Origin of the sequence: Streptomyces sp. NPDC018964 (assembly GCF_044390325.1) — a bacterium.
GTDB lineage: Bacteria > Actinomycetota > Actinomycetes > Streptomycetales > Streptomycetaceae > Streptomyces.
Window position 1 is genome coordinate 36456 of sequence record NZ_JBIRYZ010000020.1, and the last position, 25294, is coordinate 61749.

Annotated in this window: 17 protein-coding genes and 1 pseudogene; 5 read left to right on the forward strand and 13 right to left on the reverse strand. The window is 73.7% G+C overall.

Annotated features, from left to right (window positions below; translation table 11 throughout):
- Positions 1-70: 70 nt before the first annotated feature.
- Entirely contained in the window at positions 71-1285 is a 1215-nt protein-coding gene (locus tag ACH5AO_RS27270; RefSeq protein ID WP_398929097.1) for a glycosyltransferase, read from the reverse strand.
- Positions 1282-2085 carry a MerR family transcriptional regulator gene (locus ACH5AO_RS27275; RefSeq protein WP_398929099.1) on the reverse strand — a complete coding sequence of 268 codons (804 nt, stop codon included), beginning with the start codon at positions 2083-2085 and terminating at the stop codon, positions 1282-1284. The genes ACH5AO_RS27270 and ACH5AO_RS27275 overlap by 4 nt, the downstream gene beginning before the upstream one ends.
- 265 nt (positions 2086-2350) lie before the next feature.
- On the opposite strand from ACH5AO_RS27275, the pseudogene ACH5AO_RS27280 reads away from it, so the two are divergent.
- Positions 2351-3016, forward strand: a pseudogene (locus tag ACH5AO_RS27280) (MSMEG_1061 family FMN-dependent PPOX-type flavoprotein).
- A 424-nt stretch (positions 3017-3440) separates the two neighbouring features.
- Here ACH5AO_RS27280 and ACH5AO_RS27285 read toward each other — a convergent pair.
- The 3 genes from ACH5AO_RS27285 to ACH5AO_RS27295 all read right to left on the reverse strand — a co-directional run bounded on the left by ACH5AO_RS27285 (position 3441) and on the right by ACH5AO_RS27295 (position 6969).
- Positions 3441-4541 (reverse strand): glutamate--cysteine ligase, encoded by a 1101-nt coding sequence (locus ACH5AO_RS27285; RefSeq protein WP_398929101.1) that lies wholly within the window; start codon positions 4539-4541, stop codon positions 3441-3443.
- A gap of 542 nt (positions 4542-5083) precedes the next feature.
- Positions 5084-5287 (reverse strand): hypothetical protein, encoded by a 204-nt coding sequence (locus ACH5AO_RS27290; RefSeq protein ID WP_398929103.1) that lies wholly within the window; start codon positions 5285-5287, stop codon positions 5084-5086.
- A 230-nt stretch (positions 5288-5517) separates the two neighbouring features.
- Complete coding sequence (locus tag ACH5AO_RS27295) at positions 5518-6969, reverse strand: hypothetical protein (RefSeq protein WP_398929105.1); 1452 nt, start codon at positions 6967-6969, stop codon at positions 5518-5520.
- A 648-nt stretch (positions 6970-7617) separates the two neighbouring features.
- On the opposite strand from ACH5AO_RS27295, the gene ACH5AO_RS27300 reads away from it, so the two are divergent.
- Both ACH5AO_RS27300 and ACH5AO_RS27305 read left to right on the forward strand, forming a co-directional pair.
- Positions 7618-9156, forward strand: a complete 1539-nt coding sequence (locus tag ACH5AO_RS27300; protein WP_398929107.1) for a hypothetical protein — start codon at positions 7618-7620, stop codon at positions 9154-9156.
- Positions 9157-9480: 324 nt separating this feature from the next.
- Positions 9481-11307 carry a glycoside hydrolase family 3 protein gene (locus ACH5AO_RS27305; RefSeq protein ID WP_398929109.1) on the forward strand — a complete coding sequence of 609 codons (1827 nt, stop codon included), beginning with the start codon at positions 9481-9483 and terminating at the stop codon, positions 11305-11307.
- A 66-nt stretch (positions 11308-11373) separates the two neighbouring features.
- Here ACH5AO_RS27305 and ACH5AO_RS27310 read toward each other — a convergent pair whose 3' ends face one another.
- Positions 11374-14013 carry a HEAT repeat domain-containing protein gene (locus ACH5AO_RS27310; RefSeq protein ID WP_398929111.1) on the reverse strand — a complete coding sequence of 880 codons (2640 nt, stop codon included), beginning with the start codon at positions 14011-14013 and terminating at the stop codon, positions 11374-11376.
- A 342-nt stretch (positions 14014-14355) separates the two neighbouring features.
- On the opposite strand from ACH5AO_RS27310, the gene ACH5AO_RS27315 reads away from it, so the two are divergent.
- Together ACH5AO_RS27315 and ACH5AO_RS27320 are read left to right on the forward strand one after the other, a co-directional pair.
- On the forward strand, positions 14356-14730 hold the full coding sequence (locus ACH5AO_RS27315; RefSeq protein ID WP_030869652.1) for a hypothetical protein: 375 nt from the start codon (positions 14356-14358) through the stop codon (positions 14728-14730).
- Between the two features lie 204 nt (positions 14731-14934).
- A complete protein-coding gene (locus tag ACH5AO_RS27320; protein WP_398929113.1) occupies positions 14935-15300 on the forward strand; it encodes an ArsR/SmtB family transcription factor in 366 nt (121 codons plus the stop codon).
- 15 nt (positions 15301-15315) lie between these two features.
- On the opposite strand, the gene ACH5AO_RS27325 is transcribed toward ACH5AO_RS27320, so the two are convergent.
- The 7 genes from ACH5AO_RS27325 to ACH5AO_RS27355 form a co-directional block, all read right to left on the reverse strand.
- On the reverse strand, positions 15316-17478 hold the full coding sequence (locus ACH5AO_RS27325) for an SWIM zinc finger family protein (RefSeq protein WP_398929115.1): 2163 nt from the start codon (positions 17476-17478) through the stop codon (positions 15316-15318).
- Positions 17475-20381 (reverse strand): SNF2-related protein, encoded by a 2907-nt coding sequence (locus ACH5AO_RS27330; RefSeq protein WP_398929117.1) that lies wholly within the window; start codon positions 20379-20381, stop codon positions 17475-17477. The genes ACH5AO_RS27325 and ACH5AO_RS27330 overlap by 4 nt, the downstream gene beginning before the upstream one ends.
- Positions 20382-20480: 99 nt before the next feature.
- Positions 20481-21059 (reverse strand): sugar kinase, encoded by a 579-nt coding sequence (locus tag ACH5AO_RS27335; RefSeq protein ID WP_398929120.1) that lies wholly within the window; start codon positions 21057-21059, stop codon positions 20481-20483.
- Positions 21056-22204 (reverse strand): ROK family glucokinase, encoded by a 1149-nt coding sequence (locus tag ACH5AO_RS27340; RefSeq protein ID WP_398929122.1) that lies wholly within the window; start codon positions 22202-22204, stop codon positions 21056-21058. The genes ACH5AO_RS27335 and ACH5AO_RS27340 overlap by 4 nt, the downstream gene beginning before the upstream one ends.
- Positions 22205-22331: 127 nt before the next feature.
- Complete coding sequence (locus ACH5AO_RS27345; protein WP_398929124.1) at positions 22332-23123, reverse strand: ATP-binding cassette domain-containing protein; 792 nt, start codon at positions 23121-23123, stop codon at positions 22332-22334.
- Positions 23120-24211 (reverse strand): ABC transporter permease, encoded by a 1092-nt coding sequence (locus tag ACH5AO_RS27350; RefSeq protein WP_398929126.1) that lies wholly within the window; start codon positions 24209-24211, stop codon positions 23120-23122. The genes ACH5AO_RS27345 and ACH5AO_RS27350 overlap by 4 nt, the downstream gene beginning before the upstream one ends.
- Complete coding sequence (locus ACH5AO_RS27355; protein WP_398929128.1) at positions 24208-25212, reverse strand: sugar ABC transporter substrate-binding protein; 1005 nt, start codon at positions 25210-25212, stop codon at positions 24208-24210. Before ACH5AO_RS27355 ends, ACH5AO_RS27350 begins: the two co-directional genes overlap by 4 nt.
- Between the last annotated feature and the right edge of the window lie 82 nt (positions 25213-25294).

A 25294-nucleotide genomic window follows, 5' to 3' on the forward strand; every position in this document is an offset into this window, starting at 1 on the left:
CCGACTCCGCCGAGGCCCGCCGCGCGCGGGCCGAGGCGTCCGCCGCCGGGCGTTGGGAAGCGAACTGGCTTCATCCACCGGTCAGTCGCTGGACGGTCTCGAGTGTCTTCCGTGCTCCGTCTTCGGTCGTCATGTGTTGCGCCGTTCTTGCGGCGGCTCGGCTGTACGTCTGCTGCTTCACCACTTGGTGAAGGGCGTCGGCGAGCCGTTCGGCGGTGAGGGACCTGAACGGGACGGGGGCGGTGGCGGCGCCGATGGCGGCGAGTCGCCCGGCCCAGAACGGCTGGTCCGCGGTGACCGGGACGGTGACCGCGGGCACCCCGGCGCGCAGCGCGGCGGCGGAGGTGCCGGCCCCGCCGTGGTGGACCACCGCGGCCAGCCGTGGGAACAGCAGGGCGTGCGGTACGTCCCCGATGGTGAGCACGTCCTCCCCGTCGGCGGTGAGTCCGGCGCTGCCGGCTTGGAGGACGCCGCGCAGGCCGGCGCGGCGCAGGGCTCGCACCGCGATCTCGCTCAGCCGTTCCCCGTCGCCGGACGCCATGCTTCCGAAGCCGACGAGGACGGGCCGGGGGCCGGCGGACAGGAAGTCCTCGAGCTTGTCGGGCAGCCGCCCGGCCGGATCGTGATGGGGCCACCAGTTGCCTACGACGTCCAGGCCGGGGCGCCAGTCGGAGGGGCGGGGCACCAGGGCCGTGCTGAAGCCGTGCAGGATGGGCCAGTTCGCCTGTTCCTGGCGTCGGCGCACCTCGGAAGGGGAGGCCGGGGGGAGAGTGAGGCGGCGGCGCATCTGTGCGACCGCCTGTGCGTAGACGCGGTCGGCCATCCGCAGGGCGAAGCGTCCGGTTGCCCGGTTGGCGAGCCGGCCCAGTGAGCGGGCGCCGGTCACGACGGGTGGGAAGTCGCCGGTCGGTGTGGTGGGTTGGAGGTACACGCCGAGGCTCGGGGTGCCCGTGGCCTCGGTGAGGTGCCAGCCGAGGGGAGCCGTGGTGGTCGACAGCAGGAGCAGGTCGGTGCCCTTGTCCACCGCGTCGGCGAAGCCCTGGCCCAGTTCGGTGGTGAAGGCCGCAGCAGCCCGCATCAGGTCACGTTTGCTCGTGGCCTCGCCGTGCGCCCTCGTGTCGGCGGGCAGGCTCCGGAACTCCAGCCCCGCCTCGCGTGCGAGGGGCGCGAAGGTGTCGGTGGCGGCGAGGGCGACGTCGTAGCCGGCCCGGCGCAGTTCGGCGCCCAGGCCCGTGTAGGGCGCGACGTCGCCGCGCGATCCGGCCGCGGCGATCATGATTCTCATCGGTTCTTCTCCTCACCGTCGGTGCCGTCACCGGCGTGGCGGGACGCGTTGGCGTGGACCGCCTTACGTGTGTAGGCGGCCAGGCCCGGGCGTTGCTGCGAGGGCGGTACGACCAGGGCGAAGGCGCGCGGGTCGGCGACGAAGTCGTCCGCGATGCGCCGGTGCATGTCGGGCGGGCAGGAGGTGAACCAGCGTGCGATGTGCAAGCGGTGTTCCTCGGCGAGGTCCATGGCCCGCTCGCCGTCGCTCGGCTCCCCCTCGTCGAAGGCCGCGAGCAACTCCGCGCGCCAGGCGGCTGCTTCCCCCATGAGCCGGCGCCAGTCCTCCTTGGTGTGGGCGTCCGCGCGCGCCATCGCCTCGCGCTGTCCTTCCGAGTGCGCCCACTTCAGCTCCGCCTCGGTGGCGTAGCTCAGGTCGAAGGCGACCTCCCCGAAGACCTCGAAGCGTTCCTCGGGAGTCAGGGGCACCCCGGTCTTCTGGACCTCGATGGCCCGTTCCGCCACCTCGGCCAGTCGTTGCAGCCTGGCGATCTCCTCGTGCAGCTGCCGCTGCCGGGCCCGGAGCCGCTCCAGGGGGTTCACCTGCGGATCCTTGAGGATCGCGGCGATCTCGTCGAGGGGGAAGCCGAGCTCGCGGTAGAAGAGGATCTGCTGGAGACGGACCAGGTCGGCCTCGCTGTAGAGCCGGTAGCCGGCCGGACTGCGGTCACTGGGCGAGAGGAGTCCCGCCTTGTCGTAGTGATGCAGTGTCCGCACCGTGACACCGGCGAAGGCCGCGACCTGCCCCACGGAGTAGCTCATCCACCTGCCCTTTCGTCGGTCCACAGCTTCAAGCCTGACGTAGGGGGAGGGTCAACTCGGGCTCGGCCGGGACATGGCCGGGGGCCGCGTTCGCGGGACGGCAGAGGCGTCGGCGTCGTGGTCGACGGCCGTCGCCGGCCCGCCGCCCGGTCGGTGACGGCCGTCCGGGCACACCCCCGTGACCTGTGTCGGAGGTTCCGCGGGCGGGCGGCGCTCGTCCCGGTCTCCGCCTCAGGTCACCAGGTCGCCTTCCAAGGTCGTCCGTATGACGATCGACGCGGGGACCACCGGCTTGCTCTTCGAATCCCTCCGGGCGGACGCCCTCACCAGCCCGGACCGGCTGCGCGAGCTCTACCCGCGGCCGAACCCGAACTCGCTCCGCAAGGAGACCGACCGCCTGACCGAGGAGACCCGGGCGTTGATCGGCTGCTCCTCGCTGGTGTTCGTCGGCAGCGCGGACGCCGAGGGCCGGGCGGACGTGACGCCGCGTGGCGGCCCGGCCGGGTTCGTCTCGGTGCTGGACTAGCACACCCTGGTGATCCCCGACGCGACCGGCGACAAGCGGCTGGACACCCTGCACAACGTGCTGGAGACCGGACGCGTCGGGCTGCTCTTCCTCGTCCCCGGCCGCCCGACCACGCTGCGGGTCAACGGGCGCGCCTGTGTCTCGGCGCGCCCGGAGCTGCTGGCCCGGCTCACTCCCGTGGGAAAGCCACCGGTCACCGCGCTGGTGGTGCAGGCCGAGCAGGTCTGTCCGCACTGCCCGAAGTCACTGATGCGCGCCGACGCCTGGCGACCGGAGCGGTGGTTGCCCGCCGACGCCCAGCCGAGCAGCGCCGAGGTGACCCTGGCCCAGCTGGGGCTGCCCGGCCTGACCCTGGAGCAGGTCGAGGAGGCCGAGCGGGAGTCACTGCGCCTGCGCTACGAGTGAGTTCGGTTCGAAGGAGCGTGTCGTCCCGGTGAGGTCGTTCGGTTCGAGGTTCCGGGGCCGCGCCCGTCCGGCGTGGAAGCGGAGCTGCTCGAGGCCGACGGGCTCGCCCTTCCCGGTCCGGCTCGGACGCCCGTGGACGGGTGTCCACGACCTGTGCCAGGTGGGGTCCCGCTCACGCCCCGGACCTTCTCACGTCTGACGGACGCCCCGTGGCAAGGGGGCACCGGACACCGTCCCGGCCAGGTCGAACACCTCGCGGGCGGGGTAGCGCTCGAGGCGTCGGACGCTCTCGCGCCGGGTCCCGCCTCCTGGGGGCGGTGTTCGCGGTACGCCCGGGCGCGGGGTGGAACGCGGCGGGTGCACGCGCCGCGGTGCCGCCGACCGTCTCCGCCGCCGTTCCAGGCGGTGAGGGCGGTCAGGGCGGTCAGGGTGTGCCGCCGGCTTCGACGATCATGGTCATGAGTGCGTCGAGACCGTGCTCGGCCATCGTGCGGCGCTGGCGGTCCGCGCCCGTACCCGTGCGCAGCAGACGGCGGACCAGTGAGGTCACCACGCGGGTGTCACCGGACTCCTCCAGGGCAGGGCCGACGTGCGCCAGCAACCCGTGCACGGCGTCCCCCGCCCGTCGGAGCCCGCCCCGTGGATCGATCAGGTCACCGCTCAGTCCGTGCCGCGCGGCCTGCCACATCGCCGCGTCCACCAGCTCCGGATCCGGGTCGGGCTCCTCGACGCCGTCGGCCGTCTCGCGCAGGGCCGTGTCGACGAGGGCCCGCAGCAGCCCGGCGAACATCACCGCTTCGTCCGTGCGCAGTTGGACGTCGAGGCAGCGGATCTCGACCGTGGGGTAGTGCTCGGACAGCCGCGCCTGCCAGTACAGCTGCCCGTTGTCGCCGATCACCCCGGCCGCCAGCAGACGGCGTACCCGTACGTCGTAGTCGGCGTCGTCGGCGAAACGCGGCGGGACACCACTGACCGGCCAGCGTCCGAAGACCACGGTGCGCCAGCTGGCGAAGCCGGTGTCGTGACCGTCCCAGAGGGGGGAGTTGGCCGACATGGCGGTCAGCAGCGGCAGCCAGACGCGGATCCGGTTGAGCACCTGGACGCCGACGGACCGGCTGGGTACGGCGACGTGGACGTGCATGCCGTTGACCAGTTGCTCGGCCACCAGCTGCGGTGCCTGCCGCTGGAGGGCACGGTAGCGGGCCTGGTCGGTGACGGGCACCGGCGGTGCCGCACGCAGCGGTGGCGTGCCGCTCGCCACGACCCGGCACCCGTGCGCCTCCGCGGCCTCGGCCACGGCGTGCCGCAGCCGCGACAGGTGCCCGCCGACTTCGTCCAGCGTGCCGCACACCGGGGTGGCCACCTCGATCTGCGCCTGCAACAGTTCCGGCTGGACCTCACCGGCGGCGACGAACGGCTCCAGGCCCCCCGCCGCCCGCACCTTCTCCGCATGTGGCACCAGCCGGCCGGTTCCCGGCTCCACCAGCATGTACTCCTCTTCCACACCGACGGTCGTGGTCATCATCGGCCTTTCGTCACCGTCACACGGCGCATGGACGGGGCTCGCGGAGTGCACGGTCCTACCAGGCCAATATCCAGTGAAACCGGCCGTTTCCACCACCGGAAAATCCGCCTACCGCCCGTCGTGCCCGCCGCCGGTCCGTCCGTGGCGGGATCCGGTGCACTCCATGTCGCGGAGCCGGCGCGGTCGTCCGGCGGGACGGGGATCGGCAAGATCGCGGACATGAGGGCCACAGGGGCCGTAGGGGCTCCAGGGGCCATAGGGGTCGCCGGACTCCGTGCGGGTGCCCGAAGCGGTGGATACGGTCCCCGGGCTCGGCGAGGTGAGGGGCGCCGGGGTGCGTCGGCGGCGGCCGTCCGCGGGCCGAAGCGGACGGGCCGGCGGGCAGGGGCCGGGCCGGTCCGGCCACGGCGCACCCCACCCGGTGTCCGTGCGGCCGGCGACGGCGTGCGTCCCCGTGCACGGCACCCCCGTGGGGTGCGGGGCCGGGGCCGGGCGCCACCGGGCCGGACGTCCGGCGACCTGGTGAGCGGCCCGCTCGGCGATCACGGGGCCCTCGGGGACCGGGGGCGGACGACGGCGCGGACGCAGCCGTCGGTCCCGTGCTCGGACATGGCGTACGCCGTGGGCGCCTGGCCGGGCGAGAGCGTGCGGGGCGCGCGGTGGGATGTCTTGATTCCGTCGGCGGCGAGCCGCTCCAGGGGCATCGCGAGGCCGTGGTGCCGCTCGTGCGTCCGGGTGCCGCGCACGGTGGGTCCCTCGTCGCCGACGTGCCACGGTGCCGGCGCCGGGACGCGCGGGCGGCGTGAGGAGGGCCTGTGGGCGGCCCCTGTCGCGAAAGGCGCGTCCCCACGACGTGGGGCGGTGCCACCCGGTGCGGGCCGTCAGGGCCCGGACCCGCGGGGACGACGTACTCGTCCACCGGCGGACGCACGGCGGCCGCGCCGCGCGGTGGACCGTCCCGCTCCCTGCCCGCCGGTCACCCCGAGGCCAGCTGCTCCGCTATCTCGCTGATCCAAGCGGCGGTCTTCGACGGGGCGTTGAGGCTCTCCGCCCACGCTTCGGGATCCAGCTTGTGGTCGGTGGGGCCTGCCTTGAGGGCGATGAGGAGGGCCCTCGCGGATTCCCTCATCTCGGGCGTCGTGTCGCCGCTGCCGGGGATGTCGGGACCCGCCGCCAGGGCGTAGATCTCGCGCGCCATGGCCTGGCGTTCGCCCTTCGACACCTTCTTCCAGAACGTCAGGGCGTGCTTCAGCGACTCACCGCGGGACGCGGCCTCCGCCGGGGTCTCGCCCTCCGGCGCCCAGCGCTCGGGATGGCGGACCTCTTCGTAGCGCTTCGTGGCGGCGCGGAGCGCCTTGTACAGGGTGACGCCGAGGACGAGACCGGCCCCCGCCCCGGCGAGACCCCACCCGACCGGGTTGCTCGCCAGCCCGGCCGTTCCCGCCGCGACCGCCGTCACGACACCGGCCGCGGCCTTGGTGGATTCGCCCACCGCGCCGCCGATCGTCTCCTTGCCGATCTTGGTGAGCTGCTTCTTCTTCGCGTACTCCTGCACCGTGTTCAGCTTTTCCACGTCCCGCTCCGCGCGCCGGACGTTCTCGGCGGCGCCACGGACCTCCTCCATTGCCTCCCAGGCGGCGTCGATGGCCTCGGAAACGAGCTCCAGCCGTTCCCCGCCCTCGTGGTCCCAGTAGGCGTCCAGCGCGACGTACGCCTCCGCCGCGGCCCAGCTGGCCTGCTCGTACGACTCGTTCAGCCGGGCCAGTGACGCCGCCTGGACGAGGTGGGGATCTCCGAGCTCCTTCACCCTCTTGTACTTGCGGGCCGCTCCCCCGACGCGGAAGGCCGCCCGCACGCCCTTGATCGCGCCGACGGAAGCACTGGCGATGCCGCTCGCCTCGGACGCCACCGCGGCGTCCGCCGCCTTCTGTATCTTGGTCACCTCCTTGGCGATGGCGGCGCTGTAGCTTCCCGAACCGGCGGCGCCGATGACCGCGTCGGTCCCCTTGACCTTGGCCTTCTTGTTCGCCGTGTGGTGCTTGGCCCCGGTCTCGTGCGTCTTGGCGTCCTTCATGTTCTTGTACGCGTCCATGCCGCTGACCACGGTGCCGGCGGCCTCCGTGAGGAGGTTCCCCGACGCGGCGGAGGTCCCCGAGGCGGCGGCGGAGTGCTTGAGGCCCTCGTTGGCCGTGGCGGCGGCCTGCTGGGTGAAGCCCGCGTTGGTGGGGGTCTGGACTCCCTTGATGAAGGTGTCGATGGGCTCGAGGTTCTTCTTGAACCTGTCCAGGAGCGCGGCGATCCGGTCGCGGTAGCTCTTCTTCTTCGCTCCGGCGGACGCACCGCCGCCGTCCGGTGCCTTCCCCTTGTCGGCGCTCCTGGCACGCTGCACCGCCTCGGCCGTGGCCCGGTTGCCGGCGCTGGACTGCATCCGGAGGAGGGCGTGCCCCGCCGGGTTCGCGGACGGACTCCCGGTCCGGTTCCCTTCCCGGTGCTGCCGGGCCGACGCCACAGCGGTTGCGGACTGCCGTGTCGAGGTGCGGTGGACCGGGGTGCTCATGGACGTACCTCTCCTGCTGGCGGGCCGGGCGAGGTGAAGGTAGCCGGGCACGGCCAACGGAAGAGGTGCTGCGGGGAAATTCTTCGGGGACACTGTGAAGCACGTTGGCCGGAACCGGGTCGAGGTGTGTGCGCTGCCGCGGTCGTGGGTCAAGTGGATGGTGTTCAGGACGAGTTCGACGCGGTGTGTGCCGGGTGACGCCGCGGATGTCGCGCTCACGCGTCACGCGGGCGATGCGCTTGCGGTTCACCTGCCGCCCCGGACGCCGTGATCCGGACGCCCTGGTTCAGCCACCTGGTCCGGCCGTCTGCGGCGTACCGATCCGAACTGACACGCCCCGGAGGAAAACCACCTCCGTCCCTGATCGTTGACCGGGTGACGCCGCTCCGTCGTCGCGCGCCGGTGGGCAGGGCGAGTTCGCCGGTCCCGGGCCGCGTACGGTGGGTTTCACCGTGCACCGCTCAGCGCTGCGGGAGGGCAGGCGGCGAGTACCGGAGACACATCGGGAGGGAGAGCCGGATGACGCAGACCGCGGTGGACGAACTGGGTGATCGGGTGCCGGGGCGCTGGTGGACGGTGCGGCTGGACGCCGTCGGCCGGGGCAGTACGGCCGTGCGCGTCACGTGCAGCCGCCCCGCCTGCGCCGAACAGCGTCTGCCGTCCGCGGCCGCCGGCCGTGCGGCCGCGGTCGCCCACCTCAAGGCCCATCTGCGCGCGGTCCCCGGCCCCAGGGCCGAGGCGTACTGCGCCTGCCGGGCCGAGGGCTGCCGCGCCCATCTGCCCGACACCGGCCGCCCCACGCGTGCCGAACCCTGGCGATGCGGCGGCCCGGTCGTCCTCGCCGTCGTCACCGACCGGGAAGGACGCCGGTGGCAGGCCATGGAGTGCTGCTCGCGGTGCGCGGCCGCCACCCCCGGCGCGAAGGCCGTGGGCGCCTCCCCGGCGTCCGGCCCGCAGGCCGCCGTACGCCCGGCCCCCGCGACCGCACGCGCAGGCACCGTGGGCGTGCCTCAGTTCTCCGACCACCAGGGCTCCGCCGGGACGAGGGCTCCTGCTCCCCGCCCCGTACCCGCGCGGCGCCGCCCGCGGCAGGCGCGGATCGCCCAGCGGGTCATCCCGCACGACCTGCGGCCCGTCACCCTGCGGGACGAACTCACCGAACTCGGCGACCTCTTCCGCGCCTACCAGCGGCGCGAGCAGCCCGACCTGGCGCTCCTCGCCGACCTCCAGGAACGCAAGGCGCGCGCCTTCGCCTCCTGGGCCGACGTCACCTGCGACGGCGCCCTGCGGTGGGAGGCCCGGCGTGCCGAGCAGGCCGCTGCCGCCATCCGTCTCCAGCACCAGCAGCGCACCGGCGGCATCACGGACGGCGACGGGCCGGCCGTGGCACGGCTGCTGACCGTACCGTCGCAGTGGGAGTACGCGCGCTCCGTCCTCGCGCACGTGGCCGACCACGCCCCGCTGCCCGGACCGGAAGCACGACTGCTGGTGCTGATGCTGACCCTGCGCACCGCGCACTCCGGCACCGGCAACCTCGTCGGCCAGGACGTCAACGGGCTGGGCCTGGCCGATCCGCAGGACCTGGTCGAGCAGCTGACCGGCTGCGGCTGGCTGTCCCTTCCCGGCACCGTCGGCGACCTGCTCGCCTCCCGGCCGGAGAATCCCACCCCGATCACCGTCCCCTCCCTGGTGCCGCCCGAGGGCGGGACGGGCCCGTTCGCGTTCGGCAAGAAGACGCGGCCCAAGCTCTCCGGCTGGGCCCAGAGGGTCGTCTCGGACAAGAAGCTCCGCAAGTCCAAGGCCGCCGCCGGCACCCGGCTGCTCGCCCTGACGCTGGCCACCCGGACCGACGCCTCGGGACGCCTCGGCCCCGACGGCGAGGGCGTCCCCCTGGACGATCTCACCACCCGGGTCCCGGTCGGCTCCGGTGAACTGGAGGACCTGATCGACCGGCTGACCGCGGCGGACTGGCTCACCGACACCACCCTCACCGACACCCACCTCACCGGCCGGCTGACCGAACGCGTCCTCCCCCTCACCTGCCCCCTCATCCGGTAGGGCTTGGTCGTCCTCAGTCGTGAGCAGGGTGTCTGACAGCTCGTCGGTGTCGTCGCGCCGGTGCGACGACACGCGAGGAAGCCGGCCGCCCCACGCCCCCGCCGCGCGGGCCGAAGATCAAGTCAGGCGTCCCGAGGATCACAGGAAGCGGCGTGTGTCCCGTATCGGCCCGGCTCGGGCATCCGCACGCGCGGCGGGGGAAGCCCTCATTTTGTCTAGACCTCTTGTCCCGCCCGTGATCCGAGGGCTACGTTTCCCCCTGCTCGGAGTCTTCGCGTTTCCTTCAACTCCCTTCACGGGCAAGGCTGGAAGGAGCACGTCCGCATGCAGGACCGGAGTCTGTCCAGACGAACCGTTCTCGCCTCCGCGACCGTGGTCGCCGGGACCACGACGGGCGTCGTGGGCGTGGCGGCCACCCCCGCGGTCGCGCGCGAGCGCGACCACCGCCTCAAGAGGATCATCTCCCGGATGAGCGTCGAGGCGAAGATCGGCCAGCTGTTCGTGCCGTACTTCTACGGTACGTCGGCGACTTCTCCCAGCCAGTTCGACCAGGACCGCAACCTCAGGGAACTCGGCGTGCGCACCGTGGCCGAGCTCATCGCCAAGTACCACATCGGCGGTGTCATCTACTTCCACGGCTGGACGAACAACATCCAGGACCCCCGCCAGATCGCGGAGTTGAGCAACGGTGTGCAGCGGGCCTCGCTCGCCCTGCCCACCCCCGTCCCGTCCCTGATCTCCATCGACCAGGAACACGGGGTCAACGTCCGCATCGGCAGCGGCGCCACGCAACTGCCGGGCGCGATGGCGCTCGGCGCGGGCCGCTCGCTCTCCGACGCGCGCACCGCCGGACGGATTTCGGGCACCGAACTCGCCACCCTGGGCATCCACCAGAACTTCGCCCCGGTCGCCGACGTCAACGTCGATCCGGCCAACCCCGTCATCAACGTCCGCTCCTTCGGCGCCGACGCCCGCGCGGTCGGCCGCATGGTGGCGGCCCAGGTGGCGGGTTACCAGCGGGCCGGCGTCGCGGCCTGCGCCAAGCACTTCCCCGGCCACGGGGACACCGGGGAGGACAGTCACACCAAACTGCCCGTGATCACCCACACCCGCGAGGAGTGGGAGCGCATGGACGCCCCGCCCTTCCGGGCCGCGATCGCCGCCGGCGTCGACTCGATCATGACCGCGCACCTCCAGGTCCCCGCGCTCGACCCCAGCAACGACCCGGCCACCCTGTCGCCCACGATCCTCCAGGGCGTGCTGCGCGGCGAACTCGGCTTCGACGGCGTGATCGTCACCGACGCCCTCAACATGCAGGGCGTGCGTACCAAGTACGGCGACGACCGCGTGCCCGTCCTCGCCCTCAAGGCCGGCGCCGACCAACTGCTGTTCCCGCCGGACATCGGCGTCGCCTACCACGGCGTCCTGGCCGCCGTCCGCAGCGGGGAGATCACCGAGGACCGGCTCGACGAGTCGGTCCTGCGCATCCTGCGGCTCAAGGAGAAGACCGGCCTGCTCGACGGCAGCCCCTACGTCTCCCCGCGGGAGGTCGACCGGGTCGTCGGCGCCCGCGGGCACCGGCGCGCCGCCGCCCGGATCGCCGAGCGCACCACCACCCTGCTGGTCAACGAGGACGGGGCGCTCCCGCTGCGCCGCGGGCAGCGAAAGCTGCTCGTGGTCGGCGCCAGTCCGGCCTTCCCGACCGACGACACCCGCACCACGGTGCCCGAACTGGCCAGGGCGTTCGACGAACTGGGCTACCGCACCACCCACCTCGCCACCGGCCGGGCACCCGACGCGGCGAAGATCGACGAGGCCGTGGCCGCCGCACGGGGACGGGACGCGGTGGTGGTCACCACCGACAACGTCGACGCCACCAGCACCCAGCGCACCCTGGTCTCCCGGCTGCTCGCGACGGGCGTCCCCGTCGTCCACCTCGCGGTGCGCAACCCCTACGACATCGCCCACCTCGGCGACGTCCCGGCCTCCCTGGCCTCCTACTGCTGGACCGAGGTCGAACTGCGCGCCGCCGCCCGGGTGATCGCCGGCCGGGTCCAGCCACGCGGCAGGCTGCCCGTGCCCGTTCAGCGGGCCGACGATCCGGCCGAGGTCCTCTTCCCTTCCGGGCACGGCCTGTCGTACGACGACTGACGCCGACGTCCCCGTGCGGTTCTCGGCCCCGGTGTCCCCCGGAGGGAGAGTACCGGAGCCGGAGCGTCACCCGCCGGGGGCGGACTCCGCTCCACGGGGTCGCTCGCCGGGGTTCCCGTTGTGCTCGTCCTGCGGTCGGGGGGCCTCCAGCGGCAGGTGATCGCGGTGGTACGCCGAAGCGAACCAGTCCTGGGTCACGAGGAGCGGCCGGGTGAGGTGTGTGCCGCCGGTCCGTTGCGTCCGTATGAGGAGGCCGAGGTCGGTCAGGGCGAGCGACCCGTCGGGGGTGAACAGGATCGTCGCCCCGTGCTCGGCGGCGTAGCCCTCCAGGAGCCACTGCTCCATCTCCCCAGGGTCCTGCCCGGCCAGGGGGACGCCGGCGAGGGTGGTCTGGGGGCCGGTGGCCGCGCCGAGCGCGACGCACGCGAGGTGTCCCGTACCGTCGTAGAAGACGCTCACTCCCGTGGTGGTGAAGTCCTCCTGCGCGTAGGGGCCGCCGACCGGTGTCGCGGGTTCCCGGAGCGCGTGGGCGACCTCGGCCGGGGACATCCCGAGGCGCAGCGGGCCCACCCCGGTGCCCGGGATCAGTTCCCAGTGCTCCCGTTCCCGGTCCTGCGGAGCGGCGAGGCGCAACCGGAGGACGCGGCAGGCGCGTCGCGTCTCTTCGTCGGCGGCGACGCCCCGGCCGCGGCGGGCGCGCGCGAGTTCCGCCCGGAGGCGGGGCAGGGCCGGTGCCGCCGACGGGCCCATGCGGTCCAGGAACATCACGATGTGATGCGCGGTCGCCTCGTTCTCCTCCCACACCTCGAGCAGTGTGCCGATGACACGGTCGGCCTCCGCCTCGCCGGCGATGTCCCACACCGCGACGGCGGCGTGGAGACGGGTCCACTCGTAGCCGGCGGTCAGCATCTCCTTCAGCCGCGGCAGTGCGGTCACGGCGGCCGGTCCGATCCTGCCCAGCGCGTCGGCGGCCTCGTGGTGGCGGTAGCCTCCGAGCAGGTCGTGCAGTCGGGGCACGACGTCCGCCGGGTCGCGTTCGAGTGCCCACAGAGCGGCCGTGGCGGCTGCCCGGAGGTCCACGTCCGGCGCGTCGGCCAGCGGGCGGACCACGTCCAGGGCCGCTACGGCGTCGGTGCCGAACGACGCGAGCGCCTCCAGCGCGGCGGCGGCGAAATGCCACTGCTCGTGCCGGACCGCGGCGGTGACCGCCTCGGTGAGCGCGGGGACGGCGCCCGGGTCGCCGAGCGCGGCCAGCGCGGAGGTCAGGCCCCCGGTGCCGAAGCCGGGCCCCTGCCGCGAGAAGTCGACGGCGGCGAGACGCCGGCACAGCCGCGGCACCAGTTCGTCCGCGCCCCGCCGCAGACAGCCCGCGACCTGAACGGCGCGCCAGGCGTCGACGTCCGTGTCCAGCGCCGTCAGCAGCCCGGGCAGGGCACGCGGGTCGTCGAGACGGGCCAACGCCCTCACGGCCTCCTGGTGGGCACGGCGCAACAGCGCACCGGGCGCCGTCCACACGTCCGGCCCGTGCGCGGCACGCTGTGCGGCGACGAAGGCGGCGAGGGATTCGCGGGCGACCTCCGTGACGGGCACGAGGGCTCCGAGGGTCTCCGCCGCCGCCGACGCGGTGTACGGGTCGTCGGGGAGCAGACACTCCGCGAGGAGCGTGACGAGACGGGCGTGGTTCCCGCGCCAGGAGCCGATCAGGTCCCTGGCCATGCCGATCGCGTCGAAGCGGACGGCCGGGTCGGGGCTGCGCAGCTGCTCGGTGAGCAGGGCCGTGCGCTCGGGCACGCGGTGGTCCAGCACCTTGTGGAGAGCGCGCAGCAGTGGGGTGGTGGGCGCGTGGACCCGGTTGTGCCGTTCCATGTCGGCGAACGCGGCGACGATCTGCGGCGGGGTGTCCGGGGACGCCGTGTCAGGGGCGGGGGTACCGGAACCGGACCGGCACCGCTTCTCGTCGGACTCGGGTGGCGGCGCGGGGGTGAGCCGGCGCAGCAGGCCGATCGCCGCCGGTACGGTGTCGTCGCCGACGGCTTCCGGGACGCAGCGGGCGTGGTGGACGAGGGCGGCGAGCCGGACGTCGGCGTCGGCCGAGGTGTCGTCGGCCAGGCCGCGGAGCCAGGCGGTGGCGTCGGCCCGCGCTGCGGGCAGCCGCAGCGCCAGGTCGGCCGTCGTCCTGACGACGAGCAGCCGCTCGACGGTCCCGGACGCGGCGGACAGCCGGGAGCGGAGGGCGCCGACCGCGCGGTCGGCGTCGTCGAGAAAGAGGCCCAGGCCCACGATCGCCGCACGCCGCACGTCCGGATCCGCGTCGGCCGCGTAGGCGACGAACGCCTCGGAGCGGTCGCGCATCATCGCCGCGCCGTCCGCGCAGGCCGTCGAGGCGGTGCCGTCCGGTGCGATTTGGAGGCAGCCGTCATCGCGGTCCATGGATTCGCGTCCGATGCTCACCAGCAACCCGACCACGGAGGCGCGGTCGGGGGTCGCGGGATCGTCGGCCAGCGCGAACAGGAACGGCAGACTCGCCACCGTGCACGGGTACACGTCACCCTGGTGATGGGCCGCACTGTAGAAGTTGCCGAACGCCCGCTCCCTGATCCCGGGATCGGGTGAGGCCATCGCCCGGAGCCACACCGGGACGTCCACGGCCGGCCCGTACCCATGGTTCATCGACGACCAGTCGACACTGTCCACTTCGTTGATCATGCACGGCACTCTGCCGCAGGGCACTGACAGTCCTTCCTCGGGGCGGGCTTCCGCTCGCGTCGAGGCCGCCCCGCGGAGCCGCGGTCCCTGGCTCCGGCCGCGGATGCCCGTGTTCGATGGTGTGCGCCGTACGGTCTCGTGCGGCAGCGCGGTCACTTCCCGGACCGATCCCGGTCAAACGCCAGTTCCCTGGCGCAAGTATTCGGTCATTAGGGGTCACCCCCGAAAACCCGTTCCTCCGGGCCGGTGCCACCTGCCTACGGTGCCACCGCGGCCGGGGCGGGGACCACCGCCCCGTCGAGGCCGACGCAACCCGTGGAACAACAGATGAGGGAGACGTCCATGGCAACTGTCGAAGTGTCGCTGAAGGACATCATGACCGGCGTCGAGGGGTCGCTCGGAGCGGCCGTCGTCGACTACTCCAGCGGCATGGCCCTGGGAACGCTGGGCGGGGGCAAGGACCTGGATCTCACCGTCGCGGCCGCCGGCAACACGGATGTCATCCGGGCCAAGGTGCGCACCATGGAACTGCTGGGTCTGACCGGCCAGATCGAGGACATCCTCATCACGCTCGAAAGCCAGTACCACCTCATCCGGCCGGTCAGCGGGCGGAACGGCAGCGGGCTGTTCCTGTACCTCGTGCTCGACAAGTCCCGGTCGAACCTGGCGATGGCCCGCCACCAACTCAAGCGGGTCGAAGAACAGCTGGAGGTGTGAACGACCCGGGAACCGGGCCGACGCGCGCCCACAATGTGAAGACTTCTTCAAGTCATCACATCAACATGGCTCCAATCCGTGGATGCGCGCCGGGCCGAGCGAGAAGGATCGGCTCCGAAGGACAGCACATCGTGCGGCGGCGCGTCCGTGAGGGCGCCGCCGCACCGTGGAGAACATCCCCGATGCGGCAGGGAGTGCGCGCCCATGCAAGTCCCCCTCTACCAGGCCAAGGCGGAGTTCTTCCGCATGCTGGGACACCCTGTGCGCATCAGGGTCCTGGAACTGTTGCAGCACGGGCCCGTGCCGGTGCGGGACCTGCTCGCCGACATCGACATCGAGCCGTCCAGCCTCTCGCAGCAGCTCGCCGTGCTCAGGAGGTCCGGCATCGTCGTCTCGGTGCGGGAGGGCTCCACCGTCCGGTACGCCCTCGCCGGCGGTGACGTCGCCGACCTCCTCCGCGCGGCCCGCCGGATCCTCACCGAACTGCTGGCCGGGCAGAGCGAGCTCCTGGCCGAACTCCGGCAGACCGACACGCTCCTGCCGTCGGCGCCCAGGAGCGGGCGGGACTGAGGAACCCCGGGGCCGTCACAGGTCGCCCGGTGCGTCCAGACCGGTCAGGGCACCCACCGGGTCCGGGTCGGGGGTGCCGCGGGGCCACCAGTCGTCGTGGCCCGGCTCGGACTCGTAGGCGTACCAGAGGTGGTCGCGGCCGAGGCGGAGCTGGACGTGGCCCCGTGGGTGGGTGAGGTGGTTGCGCCAGGGGCGGAAGGCGGGGAGGTCGGCGGCGAGGAGGAGCGGGCGGGCACGGTCGAAGCGGCCGGCCGGCGGGTCCCAGGGCTCCTCGAGGACGGCGAGGCCCGTCAAACCGCCCTGGCGCCAGGCGGCGACCGCGCGCGCCAGCTCGGCGGGGGTGCGGCCGGCGGCTTTGGCGAGGGAGGAGTAGAGCCTGCGCGTCGCCGCGGTCAGGCCGGAACCTGGGCGGGCGGCGGCGAGCCGCACCGCGTCCTGCCAGAGGGTGAGCCGGCCCACCGGGTCGCGGCCGGTGGTGAGCAGGGCGTGCGCGCGGGCGGCGGCGTTGGTGGCCAGCTGGTCCAGCGCGAACGGGTCAGGGCCGCTCGGGGAGGCGGGGTACACGGGCGGTTGCCCGGGGCGCGGCGGCGGGGGCGACGGGGCCGGGAGCGGAGGGAGGGGGCGGTCGCGTCGGGCGAGGACGTCGGCGGCCCGTACGCCGGGCAGGGGTTCCGGTTCCCTCTCCTGGGCGGCGCGGGCCGCGCGGGTGGCGCTGAGCCGGGACAGTGCGTCGATCACCTGGCGCTCGCCGCGTCCGCGCAGCAGGAGCAGCACGAACGGGTCGGCGTCGAGCAGCCGGGCCGTCTGGTAGCAGAGGGCGGCGGCGTGCTTGCAGGGGTGGCCGGAGTCGGGGCAGCTGCACAGCGGGGCGAGGTCGCCGGGGCCGGGCAGCAGCGGGGCCCCGCAGTCGGCGAGGGACTGGGGCATCTCCTTGTCCAGCAGCGCCGCGATGTGGCCGGGACGGTCGGCGGCGGCGTCCAGGAACCGCTCCCAGTCGGCGTCCGTGAACGTCCGCAGCCGCAACTGCACGCGGTACGGCCGCGGGCGGCTGCCCCGCACGTACGCGAGGACCAGTCCCGGCGTGACGGTGATGGCGTCGACGTGCCCCTGTCCGGCGTACCCGCGTCCGCGGGCGAGCCGGGCCGCGTCCAGCGCCCCTTCCTCCAGCGCGGTGACCCAGGCGTCGCCCCACCAGGTCTCGGCGAAGCCCTCGCTGTCCGAGGCTCGGGGCGGGAACGCCGGGAAGGTGCGGCGCAGGTCGCCGTCGCGGGCGGGGTCGGCCATGGAGCGGGGGGTGGCGGGTGCGGGCGAGGAGCCGGGGGCGGCGGGTGCGGGCGGTGCGGTGTCCCGCGGGGTGCCGGGCGGGTCGGCGCTCACGGAGGCTCCGTCCCGGGCGTCCGCGGCCGGGGGGCCGCCGTGCGAGCGCGAGCCGCCGGAGGGCGCGGGGGTGCCGCTCGGGCCGGGGGTGGTGTCGGTGTCCGGATCCGGTTCGGTCTCCGGTTCGGGCATGCGGAAGGCGTCCGTGAGCAACTCCCGCACCTCACGGGCCCGGGTGTCGGAGGCCCGGTCGCCGCGCGTCGTGCGCGGGACGCGGGGTGTCGTGACGCGTCGTTCACGGGGCGCGGTGTCCGTCGCACGGTCGCCGGGTGCCGGACGTGCCCGCAGCGCCTCCTCGCGCGCGGAGCGCAGCGCCTCCCGCGCGATGTCCCCGGGGCGTGGGGGCGCGCGGTGTCCGGCACCACCGTCGGCAGCGGCCTCCGTGTCCCCGGACGACGGATCGGCGGAGGACGGGTCGGCGAATGAGGGTGCGGCGGACGGGGCGGCGGGGGCCGGCCCGTCGCCGTGGGGTCCCGGTCCCTCCGCGGAGGGGGTCTCGCCCTCCGCTTCCGGCGTGCCGGTGTCCTCGCGGTGCGGGGCCGTGGCGTCGGCGGGCCCCGCCGTACCGCGCCGGGCCCGTACCGCCTGCCGCAACGCCTCGCGGGCCACGTCGCCCGGGCGGGTCCCACGGCCGGGGCGACCGGGACCGTCGGGCTGTCCGGGGGGCGGGACGGCCGGGGCGGCCGTCCGCTCCTGAGCGGGCCGGTGCTCCGGTGCGGCCGGGGCCGCCGGCTCGCGGATCGCGCGTGCGCGGGCCGCGCGCAGGGCCTCGCGGGCCTCGTCGGAGGGGCGGGGGGTCATGCCGGCCTCCGCAGCGACACCAGGTCGGACAGGTCACGGTCGGACAGCTCCGTGAGGGCCGCCTCGCCGGAGCCGAGGATCGCGTCGGCGAGGGCGCGCTTGGACTCCAGCATCTCGGCGATGCGGTCCTCGACCGTGCCCTCGGTGACGAGGCGGTGGACCTGGACGGGCTGGGTCTGGCCGATGCGGTACGCGCGGTCGGTGGCCTGCTCCTCCACCGCGGGGTTCCACCAGCGGTCGAAGTGGACGACGTGGCCCGCGCGGGTGAGGTTCAGGCCGGTTCCGGCGGCCTTGAGGGAGAGCACCAGGACCGGGGTCGCGCCGCTCTGGAAACGGTCCACCATGCGCTCCCGCTCCACCACCGGCGTACCCCCGTGGAGGAGTTCGACGGGGACCGCGCGCCCGGCGAGGTGCGCGGTGATCAACCGGGCCATCCCGACGTACTGCGTGAAGACCAGGGCGGAGCCGTCCTCGGCGAGCAGGGTGTCCAACAGCTCGTCCAGCAGGGCCAGTTTGCCGGAACGTGCCGCGAGCCGGTCGTCTCCGGCGCGCTCGTGCCCCTCCTTCAGGTAGAGCGCCGGGTGGTCGCAGATCTGCTTGAGCGAGGTCAGCAGTTTCAGCACCAGTCCGCGCCGGCCCATGCCCCGCGCGGCCTCGATGGCCTGCATCGACTCGCGCACCACCGCCTCGTACAGCGCGGCCTGTTCGCGGGTGAGCGGTACCGGGTGGTCCGTCTCGGTCTTGGGCGGCAGTTCGGGGACGATGCCGGGATCGGACTTCCTGCGCCGCAGCAGGAAGGGGCGGACCAGGCGGGCGAGGCGCTCGGCGGCCTCCTCGTCGTCGCCGGTCTCCACGACGCGCGCGTGCCGGGCGCGGAAGGACTTCAGCGGGCCGAGGAGCCCGGGCGTCGTCCAGTCGAGGAGGGCCCACAGCTCGGAGAGGTTGTTCTCCACGGGGGTGCCGGTGAGCGCCACCCGCGCGGGCGCCGGGATCGTGCGCAGCGCCCTCGCGGTCGCGGAGTGGGGGTTCTTGACGTGCTGTGCCTCGTCGGCGACGACCATGCCCCACGGCTGCCCGGCCAGCTCGGGTGCGGTGGAGCGCATGGTGCCGTAGGTGGTGAGGACGAAGCCGCCGTCGAGGCCGTCCAGGGTGCGGTCGGGGCCGTGGAAGCGGCGCACGGGGACGCCGGGCGCGAACCGGGTGATCTCCCGCTGCCAGTTGCCGAGCAGCGAGGCCGGGCAGACCACCAGGGTCGGCTCGGTGCGGGCCCGCTTCAGGTGCAGCGCGATGAGGGTGACGGTCTTGCCCAGGCCCATGTCGTCGGCGAGGCAGCCGCCGAGGCCGAGGGAGGTCATGAGGTCCAGCCAGGCCAGGCCCCGCAACTGGTAGTCGCGCAGGGTCGCGTCGAGGCCGGGCGGCGGCTCGGCGGGCCGCACCCCCGCGGTCAGGCGGTCGCGGAGGGTGGCGAGGGCGCCGGCCGGCACCGCCTCGACCGTCTCCCCGTCGACCTCCGCGTGGCCGGTGAGGGCGACGGCCAGCGCGTCGACCGGGTCGAGCAGCCCCAGGTCCCGTTTGCGGGCCTTGCGGACGAGGGCGGGGTCGACCAGCACCCACTGGTCGCGCAGCCGTACGACGGGACGGTGGGCCTCGGCCAGGGCGTCCATCTCGGCCTCGGTGAGCGGGTCGCCGCGGAGGGCGAGCTGCCAGCCGAACCGCAGCAGGTCCTCGCCCTCGAAGAAGCCGGTGCCGTCGGTCGCGGAGCCGGGGGCCGGGCGGACCACCGCCGTGGCGGTCAGGTCCTGGGCGAGGTCCCGGGGCCAGTGCACGGCGACCCCGGCGGCGGCGAGCCGGGTGGCCGCCGCGCCCAGCAGGTCGTTCAGCTCCTCCTCGGAGAGGGCCAGTACGTCCGGCGCGTCCTGGTCGGAGAGCCGGTCCAGCGGCGGCCAGACCCGGGCCGCGCGGCGCACCGCGAGGGCGGCGTCCACCCGCGCGCGGGGGCCGAAGGCGCTGTCCGCCGCGCCCGCCCACAGGGCCGCCGCGTCGGCCACCAGGGTCGGGTCGGCGAGGCTGTGCACCTGCACGATCGCGGCGCCCGCGCTCCGCGCGGCGCCCCCGTCCGCTTCCCCACCGGTGTCGAAGAGGTCGTACGCGGACAGGTCCAGGCGGAGCGAGATCCGTACGCCGGCGTCCATGCCGGCGGCGACCTCGGCGGCCCAGTCGTGGGCGCCCGGCAGCCGCTGCGCCTTCCGCGCGGCGAACGGCGGCCCCGAGGCGTACGGTGCGGCCGGGGTGCGGGGCAGGGTGTCGGCGACCGCGTCCAGGAAGGCGCGCACCAGCGCCTCCGGCCGGGGCAGCCGGAGGGGGCCGGGTCCGGGCAGCGGGACGGCGTGGCCCTCGTGGGGCAGGGCGGCGGCCACCGCGCGCAGGTGCGCCACGTCGTCGGGGTCGAGGGGACCGGCGCGCCAGGCGTCGTGGCCGGTGGCGGTCAGTCCGGGCAGCAGCCGCCCGCGGGCCGTGAGCCGCAGGGCGTGCAGGGCGGCGGCGCCCCAGCAGGCGGTGGCGGGGTGGGCCGCGGGATCGTGCCGGGCGCGGACCAACAGGGGCAGGGCCTCCTCCACGGGGAGGAGGAGCGCCGGGGTCGTCCGCCGCCGCACCCCCGTGCCGTGCGGGCGGACGACGGTGAGGTCGGTGCGCGGCGCGGGCCCGGAGGCGTCGGACGGTGCGGGCGGTCGTTCGCCGACGGGGCCGCCCTCGGGGTCGTAGAAGGCGACGCGTCCCTCGCGCGGGAGGGGTGCCGGGAGGAAGACGGCCGCGAGCCGGGCGGGGACGTCCGCCCCGTCCACCCCGTCCGCGCCGCCGGGCGCGGCGGTGTCCCGCCCGGCCGTCACGGTCCGCTCACCCATACGTCCTGTCACCTCCCGCCCGTGAAGTCGGATCATTCGTCTCCGACTCTACGGGCGGGGTCTGACAACCGGCCTCGGCGGCCGGCGAGGCGGGCGGGGTCAGGGCACGGTGCGGGAGACGACGTACACCCTCGGATAGCCCGGCTTGTCGTGGTTGACGACGACGTCGTGGGTGGGTGCCGGGTCCTTCTGCTCGTGGACGAGGCCGGACCAGGTGCCGGGTCCGTCGAACGTCCATCCGGTGACGTCCCGGTCGCGCTCGCCGATGGTGATGTGGCCCTGTTTCAGGTCGTGCCGTTGCACGCCCATGCTGGTGAGGAAGGCGCTCAGGCCCGCGTCGGTGGTCTCGAACTCGACGTAGAGGCGGCTGGTCTTCCAGTTGTTGGTCTCGTAGGAGGCCACCCACCAGGCGGGGTGCGGTACGGGCACCTGGTAGAGGCGGCGCTGCACCTTCGACGGCCAGCCCTCGGTGAGGCCGGTCGCGGAGTACTTCGCCTCCTTGTCCTTGCCGCTGGCCCGGCTCTGGTTCGCGGAGATCACCAGGTACCCGGCCGGGATGCCGATGAGCAGCACGATGATCAGCAGGGTGAGCGCCCTGCGGCGGATCATGTGCCACCGGTCCTCGGCCGGGCGGGGCGCGCCCGGGTGGGTCGTCTGTCGGGGGACCTCGTCGCTCACCGCGACTCCTGGGTGGTGCGGCGGGCCTCCGCGTACCGCTCGTAGCGTTCGTACCGCTCGACGCGGCGGCGCTTGGCGCGGCGGAAGCGGCGGGCGACCAGCCGGGCGAGGTCCGCGGCGCCGACCATGCCGGCCTCGGGGCCGAGCTGGGCGCGGACGATGTGGGCCTCGGGGCGGTAGCCGCGGCCGGTGAGGTGCCGCTTGAAGGCGTCCCGCGCGGGGCCGATCAGCAGGTCGTCGGCGGCGGAGACGCCGCCGCCGATGACGAAGCAGGAGGGGTCGAGGGCGGCGGCGAGGTTGGCGATGCCGACGCCGAGCCACTGCCCGATGTCCTGGAGCAGTTCGATGCACATGGCATCGCCCTCGCGGGCCAGCTCGGTGATCATCGGGCCGCTGATGTCGGCGATGTTGCCCTTGACGTGCTCGATGATCCCGTAGGCGACCGGCGAGTCGGCGGCGGCCAGCTCGCGGGCCTCGCGGACCAGCGCGTTGCCGGAGCTGTACTGCTCCCAGCAGCCGCGGTTGCCGCAGGGGCAGCGGTGGCCGCCGGGGACGACCTGCATGTGGCCGAACTCGCCGGCCACCCCGTACTTGCCGCGCTTGACCTGCCCGTCCTCCAGGATCGCGCCGCCGATGCCGGTGCCGAGCGTGATCATGACGAGGTGGTCCTCGCCGCGGCCGGCGCCGAAGCGCCACTCGGCCCAGGCGGCGGTGTTGGCGTCGTTGTCCACCAGGACGGGGACGGCGAGGCGGCCGGCGATGCGGTCGCGCAGCGGTTCGTTGCGCCAGGACAGGTGGGGGGCGAACAGCACGCGGTTGCGGTCGGCGTCGACCCAGCCGGCCGCGCCGATGCCGACGGCGTGCACGTCGTGCCGATCGGACAGGTCCAGCACCAGTTCGACGATGGTGTCCTCGACGACCTTGGGGCTCTTGGACTTGTCCGGGGTCTCCGTGCGCAGCCGCTCCAGGATGTTGCCGTCGGCGTCGACGACGCCCGCCATGACCTTGGTGCCGCCGATGTCGATGCCCACTGTCGGGACACGGGGCGCCGTCAGGTGGGAGCGGCGCTCCCGGGTGCCGACGGTTCTCAGGACCGGGGCACGGCGGGAGCCGATGGGGGCGGTGAAGTCGCGGTAGGTGCTCATCGTGTGCGATTGTGCCGCACGGCTCCGCCGGGTGCCGAATGGATCCCGGGTGCGTTGTCGGGTGCGGGTGCGTCGGGGTTGATCGCGCCCACGCGGCGGAGCCGCACATTCATACAGCCCCGCGCCCCTAAGGGCGTTTCAGTTCATGGCGTAGATCGTCCAGCTCATTTCCGCCGGCCATTTGGTTCGTCAGCTCGTCCAGCGTGATGTCGTCACGTGTGTGGTTGCCGACCATCGTGCCCCGCTTCAGGAGGACGAATCTGTCCCCCACCAGGTACGCGTGGTGCGGGTTGTGGGTGATGAAGACGACGCCCAGGCCCTCGTCGCGTGCCGCCGACACATATTTCAGGACCACGCCCGACTGCTTCACGCCCAGGGCCGCCGTCGGTTCGTCCAGGACGAGGACCTTCGCGCCGAAGTGCACCGCGCGGGCGATGGCCACGCACTGGCGTTCGCCGCCGGAGAGGGTGCCGATGGGCTGGTCGACGTCGCGGAGGTCGATGCCCATGCGGAGGAGTTCCGCGCGGGTGGTGCGGCGCATGCGGTCGACGTCCATGCGCTTGAAGGGGCCGGTGCCCTTGCGCGGCTCGGAGCCGAGGAAGAAGTTCCGCCACACCGGCATCAGCGGGACGACGGCCAGGTCCTGGTGGACGGTGGCGATGCCCCGGTCCAGGGCCTCGCGCGGGGAGGCCAGGTGGGTCTCCTCGCCGTCGAGGGCGAGCGTGCCGCCGTCGTGCCGGTGCAGTCCCGCGATGATCTTGATCAGGGTGGACTTGCCGGCGCCGTTGTCACCCAGCACACAGGTGATCTCGCCCGCGTGCACCTCCAGTGAGACGCCTTCGAGGGCGCGGACGTTGCCGTAGCGCTTGCTGACGCCGGACAGCTCCACGAGGGCCGTGCGGGAGTCGGTCCGGGTCATGTCGATGCCTCCGCGCGGCGGCGCACCCAGGTGTTGAGCAGGGTGGCCAGGAGCAGCATCGCTCCGAGGAAGAACTTGAACCAGTCGGGGTTCCACTCGGCGAAGACGATGCCCTTGCTGGTCATGCCGAAGAGCAGCGCGCCGACCGCCGAGCCGACGGCGCTGCCGTGGCCGCCGGTGATCAGGCAGCCGCCGATGACGGCCGCGATGATGTAGATCAGCTCGTTGCCGACGCCCTCGCCGGACTGGACGACGTCGTAGGAGAAGAGCAGGTGCTGGCCGCAGATCCAGGCGCCGAGGGCGACGCCCATGTAGAGGGCGGTCTTGGTGCGGGTCACGGGGACGCCCACCGCGCGGGCGGCCCGTTCGTTGCCGCCGACCGCGAAGATCCAGTTGCCGGCGCGGGTGCGCAGCAGGATCCAGCTGCCGAGGGCGACCAGGGCGAGCCACCACAGGACGGTGACCTTGATGTGCGCGCCGCCGACGGTGAGGGTCGAGGCGAACAGGGCCCGCGCGGTGGTGAAGCCCTCCATGTCGGCGATGGTCCGCGTGGAGACGGTGCCGCTGATCAGCTTGGTGAGGCCGAGGTTCAGGCCGGTCAGCATCAGGAAGGTGCCGAGCGTGACGATGAAGCTCGGCAGTCCCGTGCGGGCCAGCATGATCCCGTTGAAGGCGCCGACGGCGAGCGTGACCAGCAGGGACACGCCGACTCCGACCCAGACGTTGGCGGTCATCTGGTAGCTGAACATCGACGACACCAGTGCCGACGACGTGACCAGGACACCGGCCGACAGGTCGAACTCGCCGCCGATCATCAGCAGTGCGACCGGGACGGCCATGATGCCGATGGTGGAGGACGCGTAGAGCACGGTGCCGAGGCTGGAGGCGCGCAGGAAGCTGTCGGCGGCGAGGGCGAAGCAGCAGAAGACGGCGATCGCACCGACGAGGGAGCCGAGCTCGGGTCTGGTCAGCAGCCGCCGGAGCGGCGAAGAACCGCGCAGAAACCTTTCATCAGATGCGTCGGAAGAGGCCCCGGAGGACACGTCGGAAGAGGCATCGGGAGATACGCCGGGGGTCGTCGCGCTCATCGGGTGCCCCGCCGCGTGTAGTCCTCGAGCGCGGCGGCGTCGTCCTCGGTGATGATCTGCGGTCCGGTGAGCACGGGCCGGCCGCCGCCGAGGACATCGGCGTTGTACCGGTACAGCCACAGCAGGTCGACCGCCTCGTAGCCCTGGAGGTAGGGCTGCTGGTCGACGGCGAAGCCGAGGCTGCCGTCCTTCAGGCCGGCGGCGACCTTGGCGTTGAGGTCGAAGGTGTCGATCTCGGCGTCGCTGCCCGCCCCCTCACGCGCCTTGACGGCGGTGTCGGCGTAGGGGGCGCCCAGGGTGACGACGGCGTCCACGGCGGTGTCGGACTGCAGCCGGGCCTCGATCGCCGACTGCACGTCGGGCATGCTCGTGCCGTTGACGTGGAGGCGGACCACCGTGCCGTCGAAGGCCTTCTCCACACCGTCGCAGCGCTGCTCGTGACCGACGTTGCCCTGCTCGTGCAGGACGCAGAGGGCCTTCTTGCGGCCCCGTTCGTCCAGCTCCTCGCCGACCGCCTCGCCGGCGATCGTCTCGTCCTGGCCGATGTGGGTGAGCGCGCCGAACTCCTTCGACTCGGCCGAGCCGCTGTTCACGGTGACGACCGGGATGCCGGCCTCACGGGCGCGGGCGAGGGACGCCTTCATCGCGTCCGGCTTGGCGAGGGTGACGATGATGCCGTCCACCTTCTTGTCGACGGCCGCGTCCACGAGCTGCGCCTGCTGCTGGGCCTCGTCGTCGTGCGAGTAGAGGAAGCGGACGTTGTCCTTCACCACGGCCTGCTCCGCACCGCTCTGGACGATGTCCCAGAAGGTGTCGCCGTCCCCCGCGTGGGTGATCATCGCGAAGGTCCAGCGGGGGGTGTCCACCGCCGCCCCGCCCCGGGCCGCCGCGGCCGCGCGGGCGTCCTCCGCCCGTTTGCCGCCGGTACCGCTGCACCCGGCGAGCGAGAGGCTCAGCGCCCCCACCACCGCGATGCCCACCCAGGTCGAAAACCGTGACACGAGGACTTGCCCTTCTTGCTGTGCTCTTGCGTATGCAAGGGGCCGATGACCACACCGGCCCCAAACGCCCCATTGTCGAACA